This is a genomic window from Polynucleobacter sp. JS-JIR-5-A7, from assembly GCF_018687935.1.
Lineage (GTDB): Bacteria > Pseudomonadota > Gammaproteobacteria > Burkholderiales > Burkholderiaceae > Polynucleobacter.
Genome location: NZ_CP061308.1, coordinates 842,264 through 861,750, shown reverse-complemented (window position 1 = coordinate 861,750; position 19,487 = coordinate 842,264). Strand labels below are relative to the sequence as shown.

Here is a 19,487-nt window from a genome sequence, read left to right as displayed (position 1 = left end):
GTCACTGAACTCAAATTAGACCAACTTAATACCGCTGTTTTTCAATGGCACAGTGCGCAAACGTTTGCCGGTAGCGCGGTAGAACGCATTGAGTACTGCTGGTGCTGCAACGGCAATCGTAGGCTCACCCACTCCACCCCAGTCCTTACCACCACCTTGAATGACAATGGTTTCAACAGGGGGCATTTGCGCAAGACGGATAGAACCAAAGGTATCAAAGTTCTTCTGCACTACTGCACCTTTTTCAATCGTGATCTCTTCTTCGAACAAGGCAGAAAGGCCATATACAAATGAACCAGAAACCTGACGACTTACCTGAGCAGGATTAACAATATAGCCTGGATCGGTAGCAGCAACAATGCGATGAATCTTCACCTCGTTACCATTTTTTACAGAGAGTTCGCACGCAGCAGCAACATAACTACCGAAGGAGCGCATCTGCGCAACCCCACGATATACGCCAGGTGCAGCAGGCTTAGTCCAGCCAATGCCATCTGCAACCGCATTTAGTACAGCCACCGCGCGCGGGAACTCTTTCATATGCTTACGGCGGAACTCTACAGCATCCATGCCAGTAGCTTCAGCTAACTCATCCATAAATGTTTCAATAAAGACAGCATTTTGGTTAACGTTCACACCACGCCAAAATCCTGGAGGCACATGCGTATTCCGCATAGCGTGATCAATATTGAGATTAGGGAAGCTATACGTAATGCCATGCTCACCAGTAGGCTCAACACCTTGGAATGCCAAAGGATCTTTACCTTTATTTGCAGCCACCACCGCAGGACGTACTGCAGCCAAAATCGACTGACCAGATAAACGCATATTCAAGCCGGTGACATTTTTCTTATCATCAATAGCTGCGGACATCTTGCACATCATCACAGGATGGTAACGACCTTGCGTCATGTCCTCGTCGCGGGTCCAAATCAATTTAATAGGTGTGCCAGGCATTTGCTTGGCAATATTGACAGCCTGAGTGGTGTAATCCTGGAAAGCACCGCGACGACCAAAGCCGCCACCTAAGTTCACCTTGTACACATTGCATTTCTCGCTAGGTAAACCAGAGGCTGCAATAACTGCCGCTAATGATGCCTCACCGTCTTGAGTGGGTACCCATGCTTCGCAAGAGTCTGCAGTCCACTTAGCAGTAGCCGTTTGTGGCTCTAGAGTGGCATGATTCAAGAACGGATAGAAATAAGTGGCTTCGATTTTTTTAGATGCGCTAGAAAAAGCTGTGTTGACATCACCATTGCTGTTGTGAACAAATGCGTCATCTGCATTCAGACCGTCTTCAAGCATCTTCTTAATGGAGGCACTTGAAACATTACCATTAGCGCCGTTATCCCAAACGATATTCACTTGATCTAAGGCAGTCTTAGCCTGCCAGAAAGTTTCTGCTACAACCGCAACAGCAGAGTCACCAACCTGAACCACTTTTTTAACACCCTTCATACTCTGTGCTTTAGCGGCGTCGTAGCTTTTGACCTTACCACCAAACACAGGTGATTCTTTAATGTTGGCAACCAACATGCCAGGCATCTTCAAGTCAATGGCATAGACCTGACGGCCAGTCACCTTATCAGCTGTTCCATCAATACGATTAACTGATTTGCCAATGAGCTTCCACTCTTTAGGATCTTTCAATGGAACTTCAGTAGGTACAGGTAATTGCGATGCCGCAACAGAAACTTTACCGAAAGTGGTCTTACGGCCAGAAGGAGTATGCGTAATCACGCTATTGGCTGCTACGCACTCTGTTACTGGCACATTCCACTGATTGGCCGCCGCCTGAATCAGCATCATGCGTGCCGCTGCACCGCCTTTACGAACGTACTGTTCAGAGGTGCGAATACCGCGGCTACCACCGGTGGAGTAACTACCCCATACTTTGTTTCGTTTTAGATTCTCAGCTGGAGATGGGTAGTCATATGACACTTTTTTCCAATCGCACTCGAGTTCTTCAGCAACCATTTGTGCCAAACCAGTAATCGTGCCCTGACCCATTTCTGAGCGAACAATACGGACGATCACATCATCGTTCGGCTTCACCACAACCCAAACACCAATCTCAGGGTTGGCCAGCGGTGCCATAGCAGTAGTACCTGTTCCTACAGCAGCATTAGCCGAAGACATCAATGTCAGATCAAAACCAATTGCAAGACCTGTTGCAATTGCACTGGAGCCAACCACAAAGTGGCGGCGGGAGGTATTAATAGTAGTAGTCATGATGCCTCCTTAAGCCTTGCTAGCAGCATGAATCGCTGCACGCACTTGTTGGAATGTGCCACAACGGCAGATATTGGTAATCGACTCATCGATTTGCGCATCCGTTGGCTTGGGGTTGTTACGTAACAAAGCAGTAGTTGCCATGACCATGCCGGACTGGCAGTAGCCACACTGTGGCACTTGGTTATCAACCCATGCTTTTTGTACTTTTGAAAGCTGACCACTCTTTTCTAGGCTCTCAATGGTCTCAATTTTTTTGCCAAAGGCTGCAGAAACAGGGAGTGAGCAACTACGCAAAGCTTGACCTTCAAATAGGACAGTACAAGCGCCGCAAACACCGATACCGCATCCATACTTAGTGCCAGTGAGTCCAACTTGCTCACGGATGACCCACAGCAATGGGGTATCTGGATCTACATCTACTTTGTACTTCTTACCATTGACATTTAACTCAGCCATGAGCGGTCTCCTATTAGTTTTAGATCGCAGGAATTTTTTCTTCTCAGAATAAGTCCTCTGTTTTTTTATACCCTACTTATGTTGTGCTTATATTAAACAAGAATCGATATATTGCGATGCAACATAAAAATCAAGACTGAAGATGAGGGTGACTTAAGGACTTGTCCAGATCAAGCTATTTCAAGACCTTGACGAGCTGGTCTCCAAGTTCTAGCTAGCTGCCCTACCTGCAACAGTGCAACGCTATATATGCATAGATAGCAACAGCGGTTAATCACTCAGACTTGATCTGAGCAGCCTTCACAATTGGTGCAAAGCGAATTAAATCACCCTTAATTTGCTCACCAAATTTCTCGGGAGTACCTGGAGATGGAAAGATGCCCATCGATAGAAGCTTGGCTTTACCTTCTGGTGAATTCAATATCTCATTTAATGCTTGGTTCAATTTGGCAATGATTGGCTTAGGCGTTTTTGCTGGAGCCAGTAAGCCGACCCAATCATCAATCACAAAGTCTTTCACGCCACTCTCGATAAAAGTAGGCACGTCGGGCATGCTGGGACTTCTCTTTGCGCTAGAGACTGCAATCGCTTTAATGCGCCCTGTCGCAACATATTGATTTGCTCCCGCAACTGCTGTGTAGACCAAAGGAATATTGCCACCCAATAAATCTAATAAAGCTTGACCTCCCCCTTTGTAAGGGACATGAACTAAATTGGCACCAGTCTTTTGCTTAAATAGCTCGCCAGCAATATGGGGTGTACCGCCTGATCCTGAGGTTCCATAGGAAAGGCCGTTGGGGTCCTTTTTAGAGATGGCAATGACATCGGCCAAAGTTTTGCCTTGGAAATCATTGTTAGCGACCACGATCAAAATAGCATCACCAATTTTTCCAATTGGCGCAAAGTCTTTGACGCTATCAAAAGGGACCTTATCAAAGAGCGAGGGATTAATCGACAACGTACCGGCATATCCCAATAACAAGGTATAACCATCAGGCTCGGCGGATGCAACCATTTGTGAGCCGATATTTCCAGAGGCGCCTGGCTTGTTATCCGCAATTACTTGCTGGCCTAGCTTTAATGAAAGTTGCTCAGCAATAAAACGGCCCGAGGTATCGGTGACACCACCTGGAGTAAAGGGAATAATTAAGCGTATCGGGCGATTGGGGTAATTCAATTGAGCAAAGCTAGCAGTCGAAACAAGTACTGTAAGTAAAAAAATAGCTGATGATAGGTAACGATGCAATTTCATGCTGACCCTTTATTGAGTTTTACTTCGTTTCTACAAAACGTTTTTCGAATTCCCAAACGTCCTCAAAGCCCATTAACTTTGATAAATCTCCAAAGTCATATAAATCTACTGGATTATTGATAGATGATCCTGAGTCTTTAAAGTGCTCATAAACCTGGGTCATTGCTTGCACAGAAGCGAGCAAAGCAGTGACTGGAAAGATAGCAATCTTGTAGCCTAATTGCTCTAATTCCGCTTTAGACAAGACGGGTGTTCTACCCTTTTCCACCATATTCGCAATCAAAGGATGGTTAGGGAAAGTTTTCCCTATCTGTTGCATTTCTTCTTGGGTCTCAGGAGACTCAATAAATAAGATATCAGCACCAGCACGTGCATAAGCCTCGCCACGTCTTAGCGCCTCATCCAATCCGAGGGTAGTTCTTGCGTCTGTCCTGGCAATAATTTTGAAATGAGGGTCAGTGCGCGTTGCGACTGCAACCTCGATCTTCTTTACCATGTCCTCTAACGGAATTACTCGACGACCAGGCGTATGTCCACATTTCTTAGGGAACTCTTGATCTTCAAGTTGAATAGCAACTGCGCCCGCAGCTTCATATCCACGAATGGTGTGACGCACATTGAGTAATCCACCGTAACCAGTATCGCCATCCGCGATTAAGGGAGTCTTTGCCATACCAGCCATTGCAGTGACTCGACCAACCATCTCGGTGTAGGTTGCCAAGCCAGCATCTGGCAAACCCAATAATGAGGCAACGGTGCCATAACCTGTCATGTAGAGAGCGTCAAAGTTCATGCGATCAGCAAGCCGCAATGAAACCATCTCATAAACTCCAGGTGCAACAATTAAGCCTGGTTTGCTTAATCGCTCATTAAATAAAGCTCTTTGCGTAGTCATGTGTCTCCCTATTGCTATATTGATCTCATTGCCAATTAATTGTTAAGCATTGATCTTCATGGCAGCATCAACTGCATCACCCAATACGCTACATAAGAACTCCACTTCTTTAGGCTCTGATATGAATGGGGGGCCAACTGCAATAACGTCTCCTGCAACTCGCACTAAGGCACCTCTTTCGATACAGGCTTCCAGGACTTTAAGAGCGCGCAGTCCAGGCTTACCTGGGATGGGGTCTAGCTCTACTGCACCAGATAAACCAAAGTTACGAATATCGAGCAACCCTGTTTTGCCTTTCATAGCATGTAGGCCATTTTCTAAAATGGGTTCCAATGCTTTTGCGCGATTGACTAAATCATCTGATTCAAAAATATCCAGCACTGCATGACCAGCAGCAGTTGGAATGGGGTGCCCTGAATAGGTATAGCCATGGAAAAATTCAATCGCTTGATCTTGTCCACCAGCGGCAATAATGCTGTCATAGATATCACCGCGGACGATCACACCACCCAATGGAATCACACCATTCGTAATGGCTTTGGCAAAGGTAATCATGTCAGGGACTACACCAAATCGATCAGCGCCAAAATTCGCACCTAGACGGCCAAAGCCAGTAATGACCTCATCAAAGATCAACAAGATGCCATGCTTAGTACAGATCTCACGGATTTTTTGTAAGTAGCCTTCTGGCGGAACGATCACACCAGTAGATCCTTGCACCGGCTCAAGAATGACGGCAGCAATCGTATTGGCATCCTGCAAAGCTACGATCTTTTCTAATTCATCTGCGAGGTGTGCACCCCAAGTGGGCTGACCTTTTGAAAAAGCCATTTGTGAGAGATTGAGGGTGTGTGGCAAATGATCGACACCGGGCATCATCATGCTCGCAAACATTTTGCGATTCGATACCATCCCACCCACAGAGATGCCACCGATACCAACACCGTGATAGGCACGATCACGACCGATCATCCGAATGCGTGAGGCATTTCCCATCACCCGGTGATAGCCGATCGCAATTTTGAGTGCAGTATCTACTGCCTCAGAACCGGAGTTCGTAAAAAAGACTTTATCTAAGCCGGCCGGTGCCATTTTGGCAATGCGAGTGGCCAGACTGAAAGTAGCCTCACTTGCCATCTGAAAAGCTGGGCAATAATCCATAGTTTCATATTGTTTGGAGATCGCTGCACCAATACGTGGATCAGCATGCCCCAAGGGGGAGCACCACAACCCAGAAAGGCCATCAAACAGCTTCCGCCCATGGTCGTCATAGTAGTAAGCTCCCTTGGCAGACTGCATGATCTTGGGATGCTGATGAAAATAGCGATTTGGTGTAAATGGCAGCCAGTAAGCTGACATATCTACACCATTTACAGTTTGATTTGCTGCTGTCATGAGCGTCTCTTAGAGTCTGGTTGAAACATTATTTGAATATCCCATACTATATTACCCATTAACACCATAGACTCCTTACGGACCATGAAATGACTATCTTTAAATCTCTTCTGTTGATCAGTTGTACCCTGCTTGGCTTTCTCAGCTCTGCTTTCGCGGCTCCAGAGACCGATTGGCCTAAAAAACCGATCGTCGCTATCCTCGCTTTTCCAGCTGGCGGCTCTACAGACATCTTTGCACGCAGCGTAACCGCCCCCTTAGCTGAAGCGCTTGGCCAATCTATCGTAGTAGAAAACAAACCTGGTGCTGGTGGCATGATTGGCTTACAAGCCGCCTCGAAAGCAGTGCCAGATGGCTACACGATTCATATTAGCGCTCTCACCAACCAATCGATTTCTTCGGCGCTATTTAAAAACCCGCCCGCTGATTTACAAAAGGATTTTGTACCAGTAGCTTTGATTGGAACGGTGCCTCACTTAATTGTGATCAATCCAAGTGTTCCTGCAAAAAATCTGCCTGAGTTAATTGCCTACATTAAATCTAAGAAGGGTGACTTCAATTACGCCTCGCAAGGTAATGGAAGCCTTTCCCATTTAGAGTCCACTTTGTTTATGCAACGCATTGGTGCTACGGGTACCCATATTCCATATAAAGGCAGCAGCTTTGCTCTGCCCGACTTGATTGCTGGTAACACACTCATGATGTTTGACAGTGTCACGGCTTCTTTGCCCCATATTCAGAGTGGCAAACTGCGCCCCATTGCCATTGCTGCTGCAGAGCGCTCACCATTGATGCCCAATGTCCCAACACTAGGGCAAGACGGTATGAAGCAATTTGACGTGGAAAATTTCTATGCTGTTTATGTTCCGAAAGGAACGTCCCCAGCCATTGTTGCCAAGTTAGAAAGAGAGATTCGCAAGATTCTGACTAACCCTGACTTTAAGGCGCGTATGGCGGCACAAGGTATTCATCCAGAGTTTGCTAACTCAGAAAAGCTCGCTGAAATTACCGCCAACGAAGCGAATAAGTGGGGGAAAGTAGTAAAGTCAGCCAATATCAAAGTTGATTGACCTTTTATTCTGACTACTAAATCCATGCTTATTTCTCCTCCTTTTGGTGGCGGTCGCGCCCCTATTCTCGCCAGAAATACTGTTGCAAGCTCTCAGCCCTTAGCCACTCAAGCAGGTATTGAGGCGCTACAAAATGGCGGCAACGCCGTTGATGCCGCTCTAGCAACTGCTATTACGCTGACCGTTGTTGAGCCTACTATGAACGGTCTTGGTGGTGACAGCTTCGCAATTTTGTGGGATGGCATAAAAATTCATGGCCTCAATGCTTCAGGTCGTGCTCCTGCAGCATGGACTCCAGAATATTTTGCAGGTAAGACTGCGATGGATCTCATTGGCTGGAATACGGTCACTGTGCCAGGCATGGTCGCTGGCTGGATTGAACTCTCCAGAAAATTTGGCAAGCTTCCCTTTGCACAATTATTTAAGCGCGCCATTAATTACGCAGAAAATGGTTTTCCGGTTTCTCCAGTAATCGCGCGTCAATGGCGCGAAGCCATTCCGATTCTGAAAAATCAACCGGGATTTAGTGAATCATTTTTAATCGATGGTAAAGCACCTGCAGCAGGACAAATTTGGAAATACCCCGCTCAAGCAAAAACCTTAAAAGACATTGCCGCAACCGAAGGTGAATCTTTTTATAAAGGCCCTCTCGCCCAAAGCATGGTCGACTTTGCTAAGGCAACCGGCGGATGCTTTTCCATGCAAGACTTTGCTGATAACCAGCCAGAATGGGTTGAGCCTCTCGCCTTTGATTATGGCGACTACACGCTCTTAGAAATTCCCCCAAATGGTTCTGGCATTGCCGCACAAATGGCTTTAGGAATTTTGCAAGCTGCCAATGTCAAGCAATATCCTGCTAATTCAGCGCAACGCATTCATCTACAGATTGAAGCTATGCGCCTGGCATTTGCCGATGCTTATGCCTATGTATCAGATGCACGCTCAATGGAGGTGCCGGTATCTAGTCTATTAGATAGAGATTACCTCGCAAGCCGTGCCGCCATGATTGATCACAGCAAAGCTGGTAGTTATGGTGCTGGTGACCCGCATTCTGGAGGCACCGTCTATCTTTGCGCTGCTGATGAATCAGGCATGATGATTTCTTATATTCAGTCGAACTTCAAAGGCTTTGGTTCTGGTGTAGTTGCTCCTGGTGGCATTGCCTTTCATAATCGCGGTATGAACTTTAGCTTGGTTGCTGGTCACCCCAATCAAGTGGCACCTGGTAAGCGCCCTTTCCATACGATCTTGCCCGCATTCCTCACCAAGGCTGGTAAACCTAGCATGGCATTTGGGGTGATGGGTGGCAATATGCAACCACAAGGTCATATTCAATTTGTCATGCGCTTTGTCGATGAATATCTCAATCCCCAAGCTTGTTCTGATGCTCCACGATGGCGTATAGATGACTTAGGAAAACTCACTGTTGAAGCATCCATGCCTCAAAGCATAGTAGATGGACTAATCGCAATGGGTCATGAAGTTGCTATACAGCCCGCTAATAGTTTGGACTTTGGGAGCGCTCAAGCGATTGCGAAGTTAAGTGAAGAGACTGACTCTGTCTATATTGCTGGTAGCGACCACCGCCGAGATGGATTGGCAGCTGGGTTTTAAGTTCTCGCTAAATCGCAAAAGCCTCTTGCAGTACGCCAAGACTAGCTGTTAAGGTTTTGGGATTAGCCTTCCCCACCTTTTTGACTAAGCGTGCTTTATCAACAGCTCTAATTTGATCCAAAAGAATAAGACCCTTCTTGCCATCATGCGTAATAGGCACTCGAAATCCTGCCGCCCTGCCCTTGCTCGTTATGGGAGCAATAATGACTGTTCGCAAATGGTCATTTAACTCTTGGGGTGACACCACGATACATGGGCATGTTTTTTTAATTTCACTCCCAATTGTTGGGTCTAAATTGATAAGCCAAATTTCTCCACGAGAAACAATACTTCTTACCAAACCCAATCTCCATCTTCATCTTCATCTTCATCTTTAGAAAAATCTCCAAGCACTAATTTATCCTCGCCAGATTTTGCAAGACTTTGCGCATCCTGAGACCAATTTTCTCTCACGGTATTTTTTGGCTTGCTTAGAATGATTTTTTCTCCATCGACCGACATCTCAACGAGCTCCTGTATTCCAGATTGCTCAAGAATAATCTTTGGAATGACCACGCCTTTAGAGTTGCCAATAGCCCTAATAGCCACCTGTAGTGGTACTCTGGTTGCAACATTAGATTTATAGCTTTTATTCATAGTAATAACAATGTTATTACATAAACCGAAAGAGGTCAAATAAGAGCGAATACCCCTATTTAGAGGGCAAGCAGTTCATATAAAACCGTTTGATCTCTTGATCGCAGCTGACGTCTCTGGGCTCAATCGGTCTTTGCAGAGAAATCCCTTCAATCGTTTTACAGCGACTGAGTGCTACGTAGACCTGCCCTGATGCAAAGGCGCCAGAAGATAAGTCCACCTTCACCTTATCAAGCGTCTTGCCCTGGCTTTTATGAATAGTGACTGCCCAAGCGAGCATTAAAGGAATCTGTACATAGGTACCAATAATGCTGGGAGAGATCTTGCCAGACATCATGTCATGATCGTAGCGATATGATTCCCATTGATGACCAGTAACTTCAACCGTATTGGAATATGGACCGTTTTTAACCATCACCTTGACTTTATCGGCAAGCAATTCTCTAACAACCCCAATCGTGCCATTCACCCAACGCTTCGGAAAACCTGGATCGGTTGCAGTAAACATCACCTTGGCACCAACCTTTAGCGCTAGGTTATTTGCTGAGGGTAAGTTACGCTCATCAACATTAAACTTACCGGTCGTTTTGCCGGCATACACCTTGATATCTGAATCAATGGCACGCAATCCTGCTCCATTGATTTGATCTGCTCTTGCATTGGTGGTGGTCAGTGTAATCGTTTCTTCATCTACTGCTTGATTTGCTCGATAACACTGAGCATTGAGCGTATCAATAGCTTCATCGACATCTTGATTAATACGGATGCGATTCAGAAGGCTGGCAAAGTGCTCATCTTTTTGACGAAAGATCTTAGACAATTCCACCATAGTGACTTCTTTACGATGCAGAGCCATTGCGCAAAAGAAATAAGGCCCCTCGTAGCCACGATCAGCCAGGACTTGCATATCACCGCTCGATACGACTGGCGGTAGTTGAAATAAGTCCCCGACAAACATCACCTGAATACCACCAAAAGGTTTGCCTTTTTGTGGACCGTTCTCACGTAAGAACAAGTCCATCGCATCGACCACATCGGCGCGTACCATTGAAATCTCATCAATAATGAGTAAGCGGATATCTTTATAAAGACGCTTATCACGCAATGGCTTGATATCTTCTTCCGGAAAAATTAAACGGGGTGGTAAACGAAAGAAGGAATGGATCGTCACTCCTTTTACCTGGAGTGCTGCAACGCCTGTTGGCGCCACCACGACAACGTTGCCAGAAATCGTTTCTCGGAGGTAACCAATCAGAGTTGTCTTACCAGTGCCGGCTTTACCGCTGACAAAGATATAAGGATCATGACGCTCAATGGCCTCTATTACCGCCTCGTAATCAGGGGTAACTTCAATCTCGGATGAATCTACTACAGGACTAGTCATCCCCTATTGTTTCACGGCATCGGCTACACACCGAAATCCGATATACACCACGGCAATATCACCTGATTTAGATTCGATATCAGACTCTTGCTGTCTTTCTGGGCCATACCACCATGAAGCACCGCGGGTGATGTATCCACCGTTACGCTCAGTAGCAGTCCACTCCCAAACGTTACCGCCCATGTCATACATACCATTGACACCAGGGTTAGTCGTTTTAGTGGTGACATGCCCTGTACCGCGATTCAGAGCCCCAGCAGGAGCTAAACCCTTATAGTCACCACAGCCGCTTAGGCAATGAGAAACTGCTGGTGTACTGCCACCTGGAAATGGGTAACGCTGTCCTTTGGTATATCCAGCAGGCGGATTCGCTCTTTGCTCTAGGAATGCCGCTGAAATCCACTCAGCCTCTGTTGGCAAACGTTTGCCGTAGTAACGACAAATTGACTCTGCTTCTTTTTGATTGAGATGCACTGCAGGCTCAAAATCCCCTGCAGGAACACCATAAGGTGTCTTCCACGTCCAACCTGGCTTTTGCACAAAGCCACCTTCATAAGTAAGACCCCCACCATTCTTCTCGGCAGCACTCACAAATCCGGTAGCAGCAAAGACTTTGACATCAGCGATATTCATCTCGGTTTGATCCCAAATGAGATTACCAATTTGCACAGTAGGAATAGAGGATGCAGGAGTACTTTGACCACTAGAGGGACGCAGCATGAAATACAGAGCAATGACTGTGAGCAATAGCCCAAAAAGGATTTGGTAAATATCAAACTTTTTCATATAGGGATGTGAGCTAGGGCAAAGAAACTATTCTAATGAAAGAATCTCGTTAGCACATCAAGTGATCATCAAAGAAAATAGCTTGTGCGCCGGTATTCCAACGCGTTAGCTCAATGTTTAGCAATAAAAATAAGAGCGATTTTTACCCAATTCTTTAGCCTTATACATCGCCTCATCTGCATGGGCAATTAATTCATAGGCAGAGCTGACATTATCTACCGGATAAATAGTGACCCCAATGCTCGCCGAAACCTTTGCGAAATAACCATTTAAGTTGTAGGAAGTAGTTAAGCCTTCCAAAACGCACTAGTTAGGTTAATTTAATGAAGGTTAATACCGATGAAGGCCCATTACACGCTCAATGACAACACCAGTATTTTTTAGCGCGCATTTATTTGACCAGTAGCACTGCTTGCTTGGCTAAAACAGAGACTCTTTGAGAAACAGAACCAAGGACGATATCACTAACGCTGGAACGGCCTTTGGCGCCCATAATAATCATGTCAGACTTTTCAGCTTTGGCGATGTTACAAATCATCGTGGGAACATGCCCTAATTCGATGATGCAGCTATGCTTAACTTGAGATTTATCTAGAATTTTAAGTGCAGACTTCAATTCCTTTTGACTCATCTCAATTAAATAATCTTTCACTACTTGACTGCCGACATAGCGCTTTACCATACCCAGCGGATCATCGTCATGCACATTAATCAAGGTAATAGAGGATTTAGAGCGTAAATCTTTAACTAAATTGACTGCAAACTTCACAGCCCTTAAAGAATTCGATGAACCATCCACAGCTACAAGTATTTTCATAATATTTTCCTATTCTATTGTTTAGTTACTAATCATGGAGATCAAGAGTCATTAAGCTTCAATCACAACCAACTCACCTTGCTCAATCTTCTCTTCCATCTTGCGCAAGGAAAGATAGGCACGCTGCTCTTCGCCAATCTTGATCTCTAGCTCTCCAGAATCGTCTATGGATGCAGGGTACTCTCCAGCAAATAGCACCATGAAGCCAAGGTCTTGACCATCTGCTCCATGTTTGCGGGATAAGGTCCCTTGAGTAATGCGCAGTTTCATCATGTCATCCCAGCTATTATGTATAGCCTTTGAGTTGCTCAAAGCGCTGAAAGCATTCCTTAGCATAGGCTAATACCTGGCCATCGGTTGGATGATCAACCGTTTTAACGCCAATGATTTTTTTAGCTATCGCAGCATGATGTTCAGTAGCATATTTTTGTAGCTCGCCCTTCGCAAACCCAGGCCCCACAAGCAAGATTTCACTAACATCAGCGACTTGAGCAAGGATTTCGTCGAAAAAATGACGATCCTCGGGCGCATTACCGCTGCCTATAACATTGGCTTTATGGTGTAAGTGCGCTTGCTTGGCATTACTACGAATGATCTGATTGTGCTCTGGATCATAAAATAAGACATGGGCTTCATGATGATCAACCCAGATGACTGCATGGTTTGTATGCATAACTTCACTCCAAAATAAATAGCAATGCTCTGATATACAGTGATTCATGATGGGTTGATACAACCCTCCTTCATCACACCAGTGCAGTCTATTGGTAATTACTGAACCTTTTTTGATTTAAATCAAAAACGGGTCTATTTCTCGTTAGAAAATGCATCCTTAGACAGTGAGCATTAACGAGCATTAAACAGTATTAACGCCAGCATTTACCAATCAACGACTAAATTCAAAAGATCAGGAAAAACATGCTAGCTAGCTTGATATACCGCAGCCAAATTATCGAGAATGTAGATAAAGAGATGATTTTGGAAGTGGTTGAAAATGCTAATCATCGCAATAAAAAGCGGGAGATTTCGGGTCTGCTTTTTTTTGATGCGCCTTTTTTCTTTCAGGTGCTTGAAGGCCCTCAAGAATCCATCAAAGCCTTGTACAAGAATATCTTGCAAGACCCAAGACACAGCAATGTGGTATTACTAGTAGATGAGACGATTAAAGCACGTCAATATCCGAACCTGGGAATGCATTTCCTGGATATCGAGAAGATAAAAAGTATCGATTTGTCGTTAGCAGAATATCGCGAGAAAAATCATTTGAATCCAGCAAATAATAATTTTGATTCTAAAATTGAGAAATTTATTTGCCAGTTCATAGAGTACAAATACAAAAGCAATCTGCGTCATGCAATCGCTAACGGATTGAAACAATTTTCTTATCCCGTTATACAAGAACATTCAAACTCTATAGCAGAGCCTCCAAATGGCTATGCATTTGCCTTCCAGTCAGTGATCGACTGCCGTCAAAGAAAAACAGTATTCGTAGAAGCACTTGCTAGAGGGCCCGATGGACAGGGCGCTAAAGAGTATCTCTCTAGCATGAGTCAGGCTGAATTCGCACACTATGACATGCACTCAACCGAAGATGCCATCAGTCTTGCCGCGCAACTTGGCATTGAGAAACTCTCAGTGAACTTTAGCCCAAATACCATCTTTCAATCGATTGATACCGTAGATAAGCTAGGAGCGATGCTTGAGCGGTATGGGTTTAATCCTAATCAATTGGTAGTTGAGATTACTGAGTCAGACTTCATTGGAAATCATCATCTAGCTCCAAATATCATTGCAAAATTAAGGGCCAGTGGTGTTGAATTAGCTGTCGATGATTTTGGCGCCGGTTATGCGGGTCTCTCACTTTTAGCTCAATTTCAGCCAGACATACTTAAAATCGATAGTGGTCTGATCGGATCAATCTCATCAAGCGGTCCTAAGCAGTCTATTGTCAGGGCCATACATGACTGCGCTGATAGTTTAGCGATTTCGGTAATAGCCGAAGGCGTTGAACATGAAAATGACTTTCAATATTTGACCAGCATCGGTATTTCACAGTTCCAGGGCCATTTATTTCATACCCCAAAACTAAATTCCTATATAGCACACCAGTGGTAAAAATAATTAAAGATTATTTAATTTAAAAACTATAATGAACTATGAACTATGAACTCAATGGTCTCTCTAAAGTCTCCCAACACCCAAAGGCGGTGTGCGTGAACTGCAGCACTCGAAGCCAGTGTCTGAATGGCAAATTGACTACAGAGGAAGTCAATAGTCTGCCAGCAAATTTTATTATCCGCTCAACCTTACTGGAGGGACAATTTCTCTATCGCAAAGGAGAACCCCTCACTCATGTTTACAACTTGAGATTTGGGTCGCTGAAGAGCGAAATGATTATGTCCAATGGCATGAGACAAGTCACCCATTTTTCATTACCTGGTGAGCTTCTTGGACTAGATGGGATTGCCAATGGTAAGCATCAAGTAGATACAGTGAGCATTAGTAATAGTGAAGTGTGTTCAATAACGTATACCAACTTGAAAAAATTAACTAGTGAATTTCCAGCGCTGATGAATAATCTCGAGAATTCTTTAAGCGCCCTGCTCAATTCCGCCAATGTTCATATTTTTGATCTAGTGAATCTGAATGCCACAGAAAAATTGGCTGATTTTTTAATCGAATATGCCAACCGAATTAGCACCGTTGGCTTTGATCGCGATAATTTCACCTTACCAATGAATCGGGTTGATTTAGCAAGTTACCTGGGTGTCAAAATTGAAACTCTGAGTCGCTCCATTACCCAATTAGAAAAAGTGGGTGCCATCAAATCCACTAATCGTCATATTGAATTCGTCTCCAGAAAACCGATATTTGAGTTTTTAGATTCTGCCTTCCTAAGAGAAAAGCATAATTCTAAAAAGGGGGCAGCACCTACCTATCCTGAGGGCTTTGAAAAAAGAAAAGCATAATCTTTTTGTCCGGAACACAAAGCCTAGCTTCAGAAATTTCAAGTGCTATCTAATCTTTTTTGATCTATATCAAACTGATTTCAATATTTATAAGTGAGCATGTAAATTCAATAAACCCAGTGATATAAATAAAACTTACGCAACATGATCAATCACTGTCAGGTAAAAAAAAGGGGGGGCTAATGCAATTATTGGCATTTTTATGCTACGCACTGTCCTTTCTGTTTCAAATAGTTGCGGTTTATATCTGCATTATCCTCACCTTTAAGATTGCTGGGGCGTTTCGCTGGGCATGGGTCTGCCTTACGATTGGGCTGACCTTGATGCTATCCAGAAGGATATTTCCTGCGATTGAAATATATACAAGCGGGAACTTCAAGCTAATAGATGCAATTTTTGCGTTAGCAATCTCTATATGCATATCTGGTGGTATATATGGCATCACTAAGCTAGTTGAAACAGAAAAAAATAAAAATGAAGTCCTTTCATTACTGTCTGCTTTAGATCCCCTGACGAATTGTCTTTCTCGTACGGAAATATTTTCAAAAATTGCCAATGAGATTGAGCGCACTCTTAGAACGGGTAATACTTTTTCAATCCTGGAGATTGATATTGATTATTTTAAAAAAGTGAATGATCAGTTTGGCCATCAAGTTGGCGATGAGATACTAATTAGCCTAGTCAAGCATATTCAAGAATCATTGCGTGATCTGGATATTCTGGGCAGAATTGGGGGGGAAGAATTCTTAATCTTACTGCCTGAAACGAAAGAAATTGAAGCTCTACAGGTAGCCGAACGCATTCGTGCCCATATAGCTAGCATCTCACATCACACCAGCTGGAGCGAGCCCATACAAATCACGGTGAGTATTGGTATTACTAGCTTTAAAATTTCTGCTTGTATTGGCAGCAATAAGCAAGAACTCTTAAAAGAATTAGTTCACAAAGCAGATCAAGCTATGTATCTGGCAAAGGACTCTGGTAGAAATTGCAGCTGTGTCCTATAACACATCATTAATATACTCATAAGAGATGCATCAGCAAAAACAATATACACGCTCTGATTTATCCAGAATTTCTGTCATTGTGATGAAAGAGAAAGGTCTTGAGCCTGATTTTTCAAAAGAAGTACATGCTCAATTAAGCACTATCAATGCACCTGGCGTTGATGATGACCCGAAGATACAAGATCTGACTCACCTGCTATGGTGCTCCCTGGATAACGATGACTCTCGAGATCTAGACCAGCTGACCACCTGTACTGAAATCGGTAATGGCTCTTATAAAATATTCATCGCAATCGCTGATGTCGATGTGCTCATTAAGAAGAATACGCCCATCGATGAGCATGCGCGATTTAATACCGCATCAGTCTATACATCAGCACGTATTTTCCCGATGCTTCCGGAAAAGCTGTCAACCAATTTAACTTCACTGAATTTTAATGAGCCTCGCTTAGCCCTGGTTACAGAGATAGTGATTGGTAATGATGGTGATGTACAGGGTTCTACCATTTATCGCGCCAAAGTATTGAACAAAGCGAAGTTGGCCTATGATGCTGTCTCTAGTTGGATTATCGGAAACGCACCTGCACCCCTAGGCATCACCTCTGTGCCAGGTATGGATATCCAGATCAAAAACCAAGACCAGATTGCGCAAAAACTGAGAGTCAAGCGACATCAAGCGGGATCATTGCAATTGGAAATATTTCAACCTAAGGCCATTTTTGAAGGTGAAAGAATTATTGGCATCGCAGAGCAAGAACATAACCGTGGCAGACAACTGATTGAAGAATTCATGATTGCCACGAATGAATCGACTGCTCATTTTCTGCAAAAAAAGGGGATTCCATCCCTGCGCAGAATTGTCCGTAGCCCAGATCGTTGGCTCAGAATTGTTGAGCTTGCGAAGCAATATGGAGAGGCGCTCCCAAACGATCCAGACTCTAAGGCCCTCTCTGAGTTTTTAGCGAAGCGGCATCTTGCTGACCCCCTACGCTTTCCTGATCTTTCATTAATCGTAGTCAAACTCATGGGTCCTGGTGAATATGTTCTTGAGAACCCTGGTACCGAACCGATAGGTCATTTTGGACTCGCAGTGCAAGACTACATGCACTCCACCGCTCCAAATCGCCGCTATCCTGACCTGATTACTTTGCGTATGCTCAAGCATGCTATTGCCAATCGCCCCAGCCCTTATGATCATCAGGAACTGTATTCCTTAGCACTTCACTGCACGACCCAAGAAGATGCTATCCGCAAAGTCGAGCGCAGAGTTCGAAAATCTGAGGCAGCTCTCTTTCTGGAACCCTATATTGGCAAAGATTTTGATGGCGTGATAACTGGGATTACTCCCAATTATGGCTGGGTCAGAATTTTTAATCCGCCAGCAGAAGGCATGTTATTAAAGCTTCCACGAGATGCCTCGATCGGGAACAAGTTACGCGTGAAGCTGGTATCGACCGATGTGGAATTGGGTCATATTAATTTTATGAAGACCGCTTACTAACACTGTAATGCAAGTATCGTGATTCCTAGCGGGCCTTGATGGAATCAACCAGAAATCAGAATGTCTGACTCTAATTAAAAGGTTAAGCTAAAGCAGTCGGAATTTTGTAACCCTTCTCGCGAAACAAGGTCAGGCAAGCATGGACGACCCTCTCGTCATAGATTCTGCCACTACCCCCTTCAATTTCGGCCAATGCCTCTTCAATTCCAGGCGAAGTACGGTAAGGACGGTTGCAGGACATTGCGTCCATGACATCAGATACAGCTAAGATGCGGCCTTCTATACTGATTTGATCTCCCTTCAATCCATTGGGATAACCACTACCATCAAGCCTTTCGTGATGCTCCAATACAGAGTGAGCAATAGGCCAAGGGAAAGTTACATTTTTCAGTAAGTCATAGCCCGCTTGAACATGATTTTTCACCAAATTATATTCTTCTGGCGAAATCTTGGTAGGCTTACATAGGATCTCAACAGGAACAATAATCTTGCCAAGATCATGCAAGTAACCAGCCACCATGAGACCCTCTTGATGAATGCTATCTAAACCCATCTCCTGAGCAATAGCTTTAGCCAAATCACCTACATGCTTTTCGTGTCCAGCAGTATAGGGATCTCGTAATTCCACTAACTGTCTTGTGATGTCTATGGTTTCCATTAAAGACAGTTGTAGCTTTTCATTGTGGATAGCTTCAAGTTTAGAGATTACTAATTCAGTAACAATTTTGGCCTTAGCATCCATAATGACTACTAACTCAGCTGCTCTCCTGGCTTTTTCTTTATTAGCAATCACAAGCTCATCAGCCCTCTTGGCTTTTTCTTTATTAGCGATGACCAGTTCAGATACTCGCTTAGCCTTCTCATCATTTTGAAAAGCAAGCTCTTCGTTAGCGATGACTAGTTCTGCGGCTCGCTGCGCTTTCTCTTCGTTAGCAATTTTGAGCTCATCAATCCGCTTTGTTTTCTCTGAACCTTGATATACTAACTCTTCGTTAGCAATGACTAACTCTGCTGCACGTTTAGCCTTCTCTTCATTGGCAATAATTAGCTCTGCTACTCGTTTAGCTTTTTCTTTACTTTGAAAGGCGAGCTCTTCGTTGGCAATGACTAATTCTGCAGCTCTTTTCGCTTTATCACTATTCGCAATCACAAGCTCCGCCACACGCTTAGCCTTTTCGATATTGGCAAGAACCAATTCAGCTACACGTTTAGCCTTCTCTTCGTTTTGGAAAAGTAGCTCTTTATTGGCAATAACCAGATCAGCAGCCCTATGTGCTATCTCATCATCAGTCGTTACTATTTTTTTCATTTGAAGCTTAATCATAGGGTGGCAGTTATTATTTAAGTGTATATCTTATTCTCATGAGAATTTTGACTTATATCAATAATTATTACTTTCTCAGATGTGATTGATACTGCTGTTACTAAAATCAAACAGCATCATGGCACGCTCTATGATACAAAGTTAGT

Annotated in this window: 20 protein-coding genes; 6 read left to right on the top strand and 14 right to left on the bottom strand. The window is 44.2% G+C overall.

Going from position 1 to position 19,487, the window contains the following annotated elements; genetic code table 11:
- Positions 1-15: 15 nt before the first annotated feature.
- The 5 genes from AOC29_RS04440 to AOC29_RS04420 all read right to left on the bottom strand — a co-directional run bounded on the left by AOC29_RS04440 (position 16) and on the right by AOC29_RS04420 (position 6,233).
- Positions 16-2,232, bottom strand: coding sequence for a xanthine dehydrogenase family protein molybdopterin-binding subunit (locus AOC29_RS04440; protein WP_215296851.1), 2,217 nt, complete (start codon positions 2,230-2,232; stop codon positions 16-18).
- A gap of 9 nt (positions 2,233-2,241) precedes the next feature.
- Complete coding sequence (locus AOC29_RS04435; RefSeq protein WP_215296849.1) at positions 2,242-2,691, bottom strand: (2Fe-2S)-binding protein; 450 nt, start codon at positions 2,689-2,691, stop codon at positions 2,242-2,244.
- 274 nt (positions 2,692-2,965) lie between these two features.
- Entirely contained in the window at positions 2,966-3,943 is a 978-nt protein-coding gene (locus AOC29_RS04430; RefSeq protein ID WP_215296847.1) for a tripartite tricarboxylate transporter substrate binding protein, read from the bottom strand.
- Between the two features lie 19 nt (positions 3,944-3,962).
- Positions 3,963-4,838: an oxaloacetate decarboxylase gene (locus tag AOC29_RS04425; protein ID WP_215296845.1), complete on the bottom strand. Its 876-nt coding sequence runs from the start codon at positions 4,836-4,838 to the stop codon at positions 3,963-3,965.
- Between the two features lie 42 nt (positions 4,839-4,880).
- Positions 4,881-6,233 (bottom strand): aminotransferase class III-fold pyridoxal phosphate-dependent enzyme, encoded by a 1,353-nt coding sequence (locus AOC29_RS04420; protein WP_215296844.1) that lies wholly within the window; start codon positions 6,231-6,233, stop codon positions 4,881-4,883.
- Positions 6,234-6,322: 89 nt separating this feature from the next.
- Between AOC29_RS04420 and AOC29_RS04415 the strand changes: the two genes are divergently transcribed.
- Both AOC29_RS04415 and AOC29_RS04410 read left to right on the top strand, forming a co-directional pair.
- The gene (locus tag AOC29_RS04415) at positions 6,323-7,303 is read left to right on the top strand and encodes a tripartite tricarboxylate transporter substrate binding protein (protein WP_215296842.1); all 981 of its coding nucleotides are present in this window, start codon (positions 6,323-6,325) and stop codon (positions 7,301-7,303) included.
- Between the two features lie 24 nt (positions 7,304-7,327).
- On the top strand, positions 7,328-8,917 hold the full coding sequence (locus AOC29_RS04410; protein WP_215296840.1) for a gamma-glutamyltransferase family protein: 1,590 nt from the start codon (positions 7,328-7,330) through the stop codon (positions 8,915-8,917).
- A 7-nt stretch (positions 8,918-8,924) separates the two neighbouring features.
- On the opposite strand, the gene AOC29_RS04405 is transcribed toward AOC29_RS04410, so the two are convergent.
- From AOC29_RS04405 to AOC29_RS04370, 8 genes are all read right to left on the bottom strand, one after another.
- Positions 8,925-9,245 carry a type II toxin-antitoxin system PemK/MazF family toxin gene (locus tag AOC29_RS04405; RefSeq protein WP_215297345.1) on the bottom strand — a complete coding sequence of 107 codons (321 nt, stop codon included), beginning with the start codon at positions 9,243-9,245 and terminating at the stop codon, positions 8,925-8,927.
- A gap of 5 nt (positions 9,246-9,250) precedes the next feature.
- On the bottom strand, positions 9,251-9,553 hold the full coding sequence (locus tag AOC29_RS04400) for an AbrB/MazE/SpoVT family DNA-binding domain-containing protein (RefSeq protein ID WP_215296838.1): 303 nt from the start codon (positions 9,551-9,553) through the stop codon (positions 9,251-9,253).
- A 55-nt stretch (positions 9,554-9,608) separates the two neighbouring features.
- The gene (locus tag AOC29_RS11400; protein ID WP_215296836.1) at positions 9,609-10,937 is read right to left on the bottom strand and encodes an ATP-dependent RecD-like DNA helicase; all 1,329 of its coding nucleotides are present in this window, start codon (positions 10,935-10,937) and stop codon (positions 9,609-9,611) included.
- Between the two features lie 3 nt (positions 10,938-10,940).
- Positions 10,941-11,723, bottom strand: coding sequence for an SUMF1/EgtB/PvdO family nonheme iron enzyme (locus AOC29_RS04390; protein WP_215296834.1), 783 nt, complete (start codon positions 11,721-11,723; stop codon positions 10,941-10,943).
- A 117-nt stretch (positions 11,724-11,840) separates the two neighbouring features.
- Positions 11,841-12,023: a diguanylate cyclase domain-containing protein gene (locus tag AOC29_RS04385; RefSeq protein ID WP_215296832.1), complete on the bottom strand. Its 183-nt coding sequence runs from the start codon at positions 12,021-12,023 to the stop codon at positions 11,841-11,843.
- 91 nt (positions 12,024-12,114) lie between these two features.
- Positions 12,115-12,540 carry a universal stress protein gene (locus tag AOC29_RS04380; RefSeq protein ID WP_215296831.1) on the bottom strand — a complete coding sequence of 142 codons (426 nt, stop codon included), beginning with the start codon at positions 12,538-12,540 and terminating at the stop codon, positions 12,115-12,117.
- 51 nt (positions 12,541-12,591) lie between these two features.
- Positions 12,592-12,813 (bottom strand): hypothetical protein, encoded by a 222-nt coding sequence (locus tag AOC29_RS04375; protein ID WP_215296830.1) that lies wholly within the window; start codon positions 12,811-12,813, stop codon positions 12,592-12,594.
- Positions 12,814-12,826: 13 nt separating this feature from the next.
- A complete protein-coding gene (locus AOC29_RS04370) occupies positions 12,827-13,213 on the bottom strand; it encodes a translational machinery protein (protein WP_215296828.1) in 387 nt (128 codons plus the stop codon).
- A gap of 245 nt (positions 13,214-13,458) precedes the next feature.
- Between AOC29_RS04370 and AOC29_RS04365 the strand changes: the two genes are divergently transcribed.
- From AOC29_RS04365 to AOC29_RS04350, 4 genes are all read left to right on the top strand, one after another.
- Positions 13,459-14,655 carry a diguanylate phosphodiesterase gene (locus tag AOC29_RS04365; RefSeq protein ID WP_215296826.1) on the top strand — a complete coding sequence of 399 codons (1,197 nt, stop codon included), beginning with the start codon at positions 13,459-13,461 and terminating at the stop codon, positions 14,653-14,655.
- A gap of 41 nt (positions 14,656-14,696) precedes the next feature.
- Positions 14,697-15,509 (top strand): Crp/Fnr family transcriptional regulator, encoded by an 813-nt coding sequence (locus AOC29_RS04360; RefSeq protein ID WP_215296824.1) that lies wholly within the window; start codon positions 14,697-14,699, stop codon positions 15,507-15,509.
- A 182-nt stretch (positions 15,510-15,691) separates the two neighbouring features.
- Positions 15,692-16,516, top strand: coding sequence for a GGDEF domain-containing protein (locus AOC29_RS04355; protein ID WP_215296822.1), 825 nt, complete (start codon positions 15,692-15,694; stop codon positions 16,514-16,516).
- A gap of 25 nt (positions 16,517-16,541) precedes the next feature.
- Positions 16,542-18,017, top strand: coding sequence for an RNB domain-containing ribonuclease (locus tag AOC29_RS04350; protein WP_215296820.1), 1,476 nt, complete (start codon positions 16,542-16,544; stop codon positions 18,015-18,017).
- Between the two features lie 82 nt (positions 18,018-18,099).
- Here the strand turns inward: AOC29_RS04350 and AOC29_RS04345 are convergent, their stop codons facing one another.
- On the bottom strand, positions 18,100-19,326 hold the full coding sequence (locus AOC29_RS04345) for an HD-GYP domain-containing protein (RefSeq protein WP_215296818.1): 1,227 nt from the start codon (positions 19,324-19,326) through the stop codon (positions 18,100-18,102).
- Positions 19,327-19,487 lie beyond the last annotated feature (161 nt).

What these genes read in the sequence shown, in the direction of transcription:
- AOC29_RS04440 (WP_215296851.1), bottom strand. Translation starts at nt 2,232, where the DNA reads ATGACTACTACTATTAATACCTCCCGCCGCCACTTTGTGGTTGGCTCC.
- AOC29_RS04435 (WP_215296849.1), bottom strand. Translation starts at nt 2,691, where the DNA reads ATGGCTGAGTTAAATGTCAATGGTAAGAAGTACAAAGTAGATGTAGAT.
- AOC29_RS04430 (WP_215296847.1), bottom strand. Translation starts at nt 3,943, where the DNA reads ATGAAATTGCATCGTTACCTATCATCAGCTATTTTTTTACTTACAGTA.
- AOC29_RS04425 (WP_215296845.1), bottom strand. Translation starts at nt 4,838, where the DNA reads ATGACTACGCAAAGAGCTTTATTTAATGAGCGATTAAGCAAACCAGGC.
- AOC29_RS04420 (WP_215296844.1), bottom strand. Translation starts at nt 6,233, where the DNA reads ATGACAGCAGCAAATCAAACTGTAAATGGTGTAGATATGTCAGCTTAC.
- AOC29_RS04415 (WP_215296842.1), top strand. Translation starts at nt 6,323, where the DNA reads ATGACTATCTTTAAATCTCTTCTGTTGATCAGTTGTACCCTGCTTGGC.
- AOC29_RS04410 (WP_215296840.1), top strand. Translation starts at nt 7,328, where the DNA reads ATGCTTATTTCTCCTCCTTTTGGTGGCGGTCGCGCCCCTATTCTCGCC.
- AOC29_RS04400 (WP_215296838.1), bottom strand. Translation starts at nt 9,553, where the DNA reads ATGAATAAAAGCTATAAATCTAATGTTGCAACCAGAGTACCACTACAG.
- AOC29_RS11400 (WP_215296836.1), bottom strand. Translation starts at nt 10,937, where the DNA reads ATGACTAGTCCTGTAGTAGATTCATCCGAGATTGAAGTTACCCCTGAT.
- AOC29_RS04390 (WP_215296834.1), bottom strand. Translation starts at nt 11,723, where the DNA reads ATGAAAAAGTTTGATATTTACCAAATCCTTTTTGGGCTATTGCTCACA.
- AOC29_RS04380 (WP_215296831.1), bottom strand. Translation starts at nt 12,540, where the DNA reads ATGAAAATACTTGTAGCTGTGGATGGTTCATCGAATTCTTTAAGGGCT.
- AOC29_RS04375 (WP_215296830.1), bottom strand. Translation starts at nt 12,813, where the DNA reads ATGATGAAACTGCGCATTACTCAAGGGACCTTATCCCGCAAACATGGA.
- AOC29_RS04370 (WP_215296828.1), bottom strand. Translation starts at nt 13,213, where the DNA reads ATGCATACAAACCATGCAGTCATCTGGGTTGATCATCATGAAGCCCAT.
- AOC29_RS04365 (WP_215296826.1), top strand. Translation starts at nt 13,459, where the DNA reads ATGCTAGCTAGCTTGATATACCGCAGCCAAATTATCGAGAATGTAGAT.
- AOC29_RS04360 (WP_215296824.1), top strand. Translation starts at nt 14,697, where the DNA reads ATGAACTATGAACTCAATGGTCTCTCTAAAGTCTCCCAACACCCAAAG.
- AOC29_RS04355 (WP_215296822.1), top strand. Translation starts at nt 15,692, where the DNA reads ATGCAATTATTGGCATTTTTATGCTACGCACTGTCCTTTCTGTTTCAA.
- AOC29_RS04350 (WP_215296820.1), top strand. Translation starts at nt 16,542, where the DNA reads ATGCATCAGCAAAAACAATATACACGCTCTGATTTATCCAGAATTTCT.
- AOC29_RS04345 (WP_215296818.1), bottom strand. Translation starts at nt 19,326, where the DNA reads ATGAAAAAAATAGTAACGACTGATGATGAGATAGCACATAGGGCTGCT.